General features: G+C 50.7%; 6 protein-coding genes and 1 pseudogene. 6 read left to right on the top strand and 1 reads right to left on the bottom strand.

Features of this window, described 5'->3' with window-relative positions:
- Positions 1 to 816 (top strand): RHS repeat domain-containing protein (locus tag MM239_RS20340; RefSeq protein ID WP_317235656.1); only part of this gene is annotated, 816 nt, incomplete at its 5' end.
- Between the two features lie 156 nt (positions 817 to 972).
- On the opposite strand, the gene MM239_RS20345 is transcribed toward MM239_RS20340, so the two are convergent.
- On the bottom strand, positions 973 to 1,305 hold the full coding sequence (locus tag MM239_RS20345) for a helix-turn-helix domain-containing protein (RefSeq protein ID WP_241350167.1): 333 nt from the start codon (positions 1,303 to 1,305) through the stop codon (positions 973 to 975).
- A 154-nt stretch (positions 1,306 to 1,459) separates the two neighbouring features.
- Here MM239_RS20345 and MM239_RS20350 point away from each other — a divergent pair, with 154 nt between their 5' ends.
- The 5 genes and pseudogenes from MM239_RS20350 to MM239_RS21270 all read left to right on the top strand — a co-directional run.
- Entirely contained in the window at positions 1,460 to 1,711 is a 252-nt protein-coding gene (locus MM239_RS20350; protein ID WP_241350168.1) for a hypothetical protein, read from the top strand.
- A gap of 3 nt (positions 1,712 to 1,714) precedes the next feature.
- A complete protein-coding gene (locus MM239_RS20355; protein WP_241350169.1) occupies positions 1,715 to 4,495 on the top strand; it encodes a CHC2 zinc finger domain-containing protein in 2,781 nt (926 codons plus the stop codon).
- 170 nt (positions 4,496 to 4,665) lie between these two features.
- The gene (locus MM239_RS20360) at positions 4,666 to 5,577 is read left to right on the top strand and encodes a tyrosine-type recombinase/integrase (protein WP_241350170.1); all 912 of its coding nucleotides are present in this window, start codon (positions 4,666 to 4,668) and stop codon (positions 5,575 to 5,577) included.
- Positions 5,571 to 6,446, top strand: coding sequence for a tyrosine-type recombinase/integrase (locus MM239_RS20365; RefSeq protein WP_241350171.1), 876 nt, complete (start codon positions 5,571 to 5,573; stop codon positions 6,444 to 6,446). The genes MM239_RS20360 and MM239_RS20365 overlap by 7 nt, the downstream gene beginning before the upstream one ends.
- A gap of 935 nt (positions 6,447 to 7,381) precedes the next feature.
- Positions 7,382 to 7,668: pseudogene (locus MM239_RS21270) on the top strand (RHS repeat domain-containing protein); the annotation flags it as partial.

Raw genomic sequence — 7,668 nt, forward strand, 5'->3', positions numbered from 1 at the left:
TATCTCTACAACGGCAACGAGATCATAAGAGACCTTAATCTGGAATTATACGACTTCAAGTCAAGACATTACGATCCTGCTATAGGCAGGTTTATAAGCATAGATGTACTTGCCGACCATCCCAATCAAATAGGATTGTCCCCATATCAGTTCAGCTGGAACAATCCGATCCGGTATAATGATCCTGATGGGAAATGTCCCAGCTGTTGGCCTATGCTTTACGCCGCATATCAAGGGATGAAAGCAAAATATTCAGGTATTTTAAGTCAAGCCAACGCTCCATCACAAAGATTGATTTCGGGAACGTCTGGCAATACCCCTTCAAATATCGGGATGAATGAAACCACGAGGTCAGCCATTAAGATTACAGGGGTTGCTTCCGATATCAATGCAGTGACCGAAGTTGGAAAAACCTTTGCAAAGGAAGCAACAATGGATGTGGGAAATATTCTTGATAAAGGTGGAGAGGCAGTGTCAGATGTAGGAATCTTACTTGCGATACCGACAGAAGGAGCTTCTATGGTTCTTGTGCCTATTGGTGAAGGAGCTTCCATACTTGGTAAATCCATGAAGGCGGGAGTTCATTTAAGCAATGGAAATGTTCAAGGTGCAGTCCAAGAAGGTGCTAATATGGCTGTTGGTGCTGTAACAAATTCTGCTACAAGTGGGGCAATAAGGCAGTCAAAAAAAGTAGGATTAATTAACAATGTAACTCAAGAAGTAGTCCAAGAATCAGTTTTAATGGGCACTGGAAGTATAGTAAACAAAACTGCTGGGGTGGTAACTAATAAAATTGACGATGAAAAAAATAAATGATCCTGCAGGTAAAGCAGCTATAATCAATTTAATTGGTCTTATAGTAGTATTACTAATGATTTTATTATACTATCTTTTTGGGTAGTTTTCTTTGATAACAATTTAAACTCTTTAGTGACTTAGATTAAAAAAGCCCCGTAACTGGGGCTTTTTTAATCACAGCAATAGGCTATCCATTTTATGTTTTGCGAAGAAAGCGTCCATAAGGGCATACAAGTGATCCTTATCCCTAGGGTCAAGTTTTTCGAGCTGCTGTAGTCTTTTGAGGGCATCGTTGTCGATGTTTTGGTACTCTCCGTCCTTTACCAGATAGTCTAGGGTTACGCCTAGTGCATCGGCTATTTTAGATGCGGTGTCGATCGATGGCTTGATCTCGTCCCGTTCATACTTGCCGATGATGTCGCCTGAGGTCCCCACGGCCTTGCCCAATGCGCCCTGGGTCATTTTTTTCTGTTTTCTCGCATATGTTATTCTCTCTCCAAACGTCATGATCTGTCGTATTTATGATCCAAAAACCGATGATTATCCAAAAATAAGCGAATAAAAGGTTAGAAACAATTGCTATGATACTTGCTTGATTCGGAATGATTGGTTAGTATTGTGAATGATTAGTCATAAATGGAAATTTTGAAAAATCTTCACAATGAAAGAAAACACGGCCATGGAAAACGAAAAAGAGTACCTATACGACTACCGGGGGCTGGATCTGTTCCTAGAAAACTTCGTGGATGCCCCCGAGCTGAAAAGGCATCTGGACGAGCTGCTGCTGATACTGGTCACCCACATGTGCCTTGTGGAAAGGGAGCCGGACTGCGGCCGGGAACTGTTGGAGCTGTATGCCGTCCTGAGCGATCTGAGAGACTTGTTTGGTAACCTGGAAAAGAAGGCGGGTTAAGCGATGGAAATACAGGAGATCAAAACCGGACTGACGCTAAAGGAGGTGCTGGAACATTACGGGCTGAAACCGGACAAACAAAACCGGCTGAACTGCCCGTTCCACGATGACAAGACCCCGAGCATGCAGGTGTACTACAAGACCCAGACGGCCTACTGCTTCAGCTCCAACTGCCCCACGCACGGCAAGAGCCTGGACGTGATCGACTTTATCATGCATATGGAACAAACAGACAAACACCAGGCAATCCTGAAGGCGGGGGAACTGATTACGGGCACGGCTTCCCCCGCTGGGAAACTTACCAGAGTTGCGCTGCTCACAAACATGTTCACCTACTTCAGGAATGCGGTGCACAACAGCCGTCCTGCCCGTGAACACCTGGAAATCCGTGGGCTGGACTACGGCAAAACGGAGGTTGGCTACAACAGTGGCCAGTTCCACCACGGGAGCAGAAAGGACGAAGCCCTGATCGAAGCCTGTCTGAAATACGGTCTGTTGCTGGACAGGGGCCATACAAACAACCGCACAGGAGAAAAGGCCTACAGTCCCTTCGGAAAGGGCGGTATCGTGTTCCCGCTCAGGAACAGGGAGGGCCAAATAGTAAGCCTATACTTCCGGAGTACAACGGATGACCGACAGGCACGCCACTTTTACCTCAGGGACAGGCAGGGGCTTTATCCGTGTTATCCGACGGCGGTCGGACACGGTCCCAAACCCGAAACCACCAAACTGATCCTGACGGAGGCCATCATCGATGCGGCCACGCTGCTTCAAATCCCCGGGATCACCAATGAATATCAAGTACTTTCCTGTTACGGGACAAATGGGCTGACCGAGGAACATATAGAGTCCATCCAATCACTCACCAACCTACAGGAAATCATTTTCTTTTTTGACGGGGATTCCGCCGGACTGGAAGGGGCAAGGAAACAGGGAGAAAAGCTGAAAGGCCTGCTGCCAGCGGTCAAGATCAGCCTTGTCAACACCCCGGAGGGTGAGGATGTAAACAGCCTGTATGTCAACCATACGGACAGTGCGGAAGAACTTCTCAATCACCTGCTGGACAGCCGTATCCCTTTTGATGCGCCAAACGGATCTCTTTATTCTTCAAATGAAACTGTTTCAAATGAAAAAAAAGAAATCCGGGAACAGATACAGCCAACGGTTCCGGAACAGCCCAAACCCACCCCATCGGAAACCGCTCCACAACCAAAACCCGAAAGCCAGAAACCAACTTCCAGTCCAAGCCATGCGGCAAGCAGATTCGACACCACCAACCCCCACCGGATCATATACTTTACAGATACGGCGCATTACTATGTAAAGGGCGGGGTACGCCAGGAACCCGACAGGCTACAGATCAGCCTGATGGTCGAGGGGAAGGGCAACAGCGCCTATAACCGCTACCGCAACCGCCTGGACCTGTACGAGAACAAGCAGACGGAAAGGATAGCAAGGGAGGCGGCCGAAAAGCTGAACCTCAGGGCAGACCTGTTGGAGCTCGACCTGTGCCGCCTGGCCGACCTTCTGGAGGACTACCGGGACAGCCGGGAAACGGGGCAAAAGCCGGAAAGCGCAAGGACAACCCTGGACAGCACGGCAAGCGGTCGGTGCAAAGACTTTTTGGGCAAGCCCAACCTGATCCAGAGGTTTAATGACCTGATCGGAAAGGCGGGCGTGGTCGGGGAGGAAAACAACCGGGTGTTTTTGTTCTGCATAGCCGCCAGCTACGGGATGCCTGACACCCTTCACGCCCTGATCCAGGGATCGAGCGGATCGGGAAAGACCCACCTTCTGGTGAAGATCAGCAGCTTTATCCCGGATGAAGATGTGAAAAGGTTTACAAGGGTCACGGAGAGCAGTTTTTATAATTATGGCATGTACGACCTGAAAAACAAGCTGATCTGCCTGGAGGATCTTGACGGGATGAAGGAAGAGGCGCAGCTGGCATTCAGGGAACTGCAGTCAAGGGAGATGCTGTCGAGCAGCACCACGGGACAGGACGAGAAGGGCAACAACCGGGCGTACGAGAAGATCGTCTACGGGCCGATCGCATCGATGGCCTGCACCACCAAGGGGGAGATCTACGAGGACAACATGAACCGCTGTTTCCTGATCGCCGTGGACGAGACCAAAGCGCAGACGCAAAGGATCATCCAATACCAGAACCAAAAGGCATCAGGAAAGGTCGACGGGCAGGAAGAAAGGAAGGCCACGGGGTTTATACAGGACTGTATCAGGATGCTGAAACCGTGTGAAGTGGTCAATCCATACGCAGACAAAGTGAACCTGCCGGAAGAGGCCCACAAGATCAGGCGGCTGAACGGGCTGTACCAGAGCTTCGTGAAGCAGATGACCCTGATGAACCAGTACCGCAGGAAGAAGGACGGGAAAGGGAGGCTGATCACGGAGAAAGAGGATCTGCAGGTAGCTGCGGAGATCATGTTTGACAGCATCGTGCTGAAGATAGACGAGCTGGACGGCAGCCTCCGGCTGTTCTACGAGCAGCTGAAAACCTACATCAAGGGAAAGGGCGATGCATACGAATCCTACAGCTTCGGGCAGCGTGAGATCAGGCAGGCACTGAACATCAGCAAGACCGGGCTGCAGCGCTATATCCATGACCTGCTCAGCCTGGAATACATCTGCCAGGCAGGCGGGCATATCAACAAGGGCTACCGCTATAAGATTGTGTACTGGGACGATGTGGCCAAGCTGAAAGGCAAGGTGAAACGGCATTTACAGGGACAATTGGATCAGTTGGAAATCTTGGCGACCCGTTAGCGACCCATGTGTTTTGGGTCGCAAGAATATGCCTTTAAAGCCCAAAAAGGCTGAAAATGGCTATAAATCAGGCTGGCGACCCGTGACCCGGGAAAACGCAAGCCCCCCTTGAACAACTGTTACGACGAAAGGCAAGGCATGCCACTTTGAAAACCAAAAACCACCACACCATGAAGCACTTACCGATATACAATAAAGAATATAGTGGACTGTTACTGGACTTTAGGCTGTACCTTGAAAGGACAGGCTACAACAAAGGGAGCTGTGAGGCCCTGCCATCCTGCCTGCGGGAGTTTTTTTACCGGATGGAAGGCCTTGGCATCCACGGACTGGACGGCATCACGCCCGGGCATATCCTGGAACATTGGGAGTACCTGAAGAGAAGGCCGAGCCAAAGGGGCGGGGCCTTGAGCGAAAGCCAGATCAACCACCACCTGTACGCCCTGAAAACCTTTATGAACTTCCGGGAAGCCGTTGGGGATCTTGAAAGCAACCCCTTCGGCGCACTGGCCTTCCCCAAACCGGAACATCCGCCCAGAAAGGTGTTGAGCACCGAAGAGATCAAAGCCCTGTACTGTGCCTGTGAGACCCTTCGTGACCGGGCCATGCTGAGCCTGTTCTACGGCTGTGGGCTGAGGAGGTCGGAGGCCGAAAAGCTGGATATCGCCGACATACACTTTAAGGGGCAGTTGCTGTACGTGCGTTCCGGCAAGGGCGGGAAAAGAAGGGCGGTGCCGATGGGCGTACAGGTTGCCCAAGACCTGAAAGACTACTATCTGCAGGAAAGGGAATCCTACAGAAACGGAGCCACAGCCGACAGCCTGAAAGCTTTTATGCTCAACAACCACGGGAACAGGATGTCCGGGGACAGCTTTTGGAGACGGCTCGGATATCTGGCGGAACAGGCGGGCTTTACGGACAGGATCGGGCTTCACTGCCTGCGGCACAGCATCGCCACCCACCTGTTGGAAGGCGGCCTGGGCATCGAGCAGGTGAGGGACTTTTTGGGCCACCGCCATCTTGAAACGACCCAGATATACGCCAAAATCAGCAAACAATACCTGAACGGGCAGATATGTTGAACGACAGTGAACTGAAAGCATACCTGCTGGAAAAGCATACACCCGAGACTGCAAAGATCTACCTGCGGGACATCCGGATATACCTGGATTATATGACGGAGGAAAGGGCGGAAAAAGCCACCTACCAAGACATCCTGCAGTATGTGGACTATCTTAGGAAAAAACACAAAAACCCAAGGACGGTCAACAGGATGCTGTACGGGGCAAAATCCTGGCACAACTGGCTGCTGCATACGGGAAAGCGGGAAGACCATCCCTGCAGGTTTTTGAGGCTGCGGGATGCAAAAGGACAGGATATCCAGTTGCAGGATCTTTTTTCTTCAACTGAACTCGAACAGCTGATGGAAAGGAAGGAACGCTATGAAAGCGTAAGGGTCAGGAACCAGGTGGTTGTCAGTCTGCTGATCTACCAGGGATTGCGGCTGAAGGAAACAGAACAGGTTAGTTTACAGGATGTTGACCTGGAAGCCGGGACGGTTTACAGCAGGGGCATGGCCAAGACACTGCCAAGAACCCTGAAAATGAAGCCCAAACAGATCATGCTTTTTTACCGCTATATCCACGAAATACGCCCAAAAACCATCAGCGAATACACCGACCAACTGATCCTGAACATCCGGGGGAAGGCAATCAAGGCCGATGACATCAATTATCTGGTGGAGACTTTTAGGGATCTCTTTCCGGAAAGGAAACTGAACGCCCAAACCATCCGGCAGAGCGTGATCGCCAACCTGTTGAAGGAAGGAAAGGACTTACGGGTTGTCCAGGTGTTTGCGGGACACAAAAACCCAAGTTCAACCGAGAGGTACAGGCAGACGGGTTTGGAGGAACTGAAGGCGGCGGTACAAAAACACCATCCGCTGGGGTAAGGGCTCCGAAAGGAGGTCTGCAGTAAAGACAACGGTCACAGGTTAAGCGGCGTTCGTCATCGGTCGTCGGCAAAAAGCCACGCCAGCCCGGTGCAGCAGCCTTCCACAGGTTGTTTAAATGAATAAGGTGTTCCAGGCAGCTGCACCGCCCTTCGGGTGCTCGTGCCTCGCAGCCTGTCATGTCTTTTGCGCTCCTTCCTCTTCCTCACGGCAGGCTACTGTGTCTGCTTTTGCCGCTTCTCTTCACTCCGCTGAAGCTCCGTTCCGTTCAGCCGCAACGCACCCACCGCCTGCCAGAGTTATTGCGGGCCTGCGGGCCACCGACAGACCGCAGCGCCCATGATGGACAGTCCAAAAAGAAAGCGGTATCATGGGCACTGCTCACTGCCAGCCACTTCCTACGGTCGTTTTCCCTGGCAGGCTGTCGTCGGCACCCGCAGGCGGCCCGCAACCAACCCACAAAAAGGCCGGCCGCCTAGAAATCACCCCCAACCCCCGATCAGGGGGGCTTTCCCCGCCCGCAAGGCCAGGTCCCGTCTTCGAAAACAGGTTGGGTGCAGGAAAAAAACAACAAAAAAGAAGAGCAAAGTTAGGCTTGCATTGGCTCGGCCAGTCAAGGTCAAGCCCTTCGGGTTTTGGTAAAAAAATCTCCACCCTGCCGGGTAGTATTTTTTTACCAAAAACCTTGACAGCCCGGCCATGCAGCCCGATTGAAGGCTTTCTTTTTTTCCGTTTTTTCTTTTAAGAGGATGTTTTACAAAAGGACTACAAATGCGCCATCTTCTTTTTTTCAACTGAAAACATCTTCAGATGAAAGAAAAAAACTATCTTTATGGGAGTGTGCCGTAAGGGCAGGACGTTCTTTAAAAGTGAGTGAGCAGGATTGGAAAGAGCAGGGAAAAGGTTGTGCGGGAGTATAGCGTTATCTCTACAACGGCAACGAGATCATAAGAGACCTTAATCTGGAATTATACGACTTCAAGTCAAGACATTACGATCCTGCTATAGGCAGGTTTATAAGCATAGATGTACTTGCCGACCATCCCAATCAAATAGGATTGTCCCCATATCAGTTCAGCTGGAACAATCCGATCCGGTATAATGATCCTGATGGGAAATGTCCCAGCTGTTGGCCTATGCTTTACGCCGCATATCAAGGGATGAAAGCAAAATATTCAGGTATTTTAAGTCAAGCCAACGCTCCATCACAAAGATTGATTTC

The organism is Belliella filtrata (assembly GCF_022549775.1).
Classification (GTDB): Bacteria; Bacteroidota; Bacteroidia; order Cytophagales; family Cyclobacteriaceae; genus Belliella; species Belliella filtrata.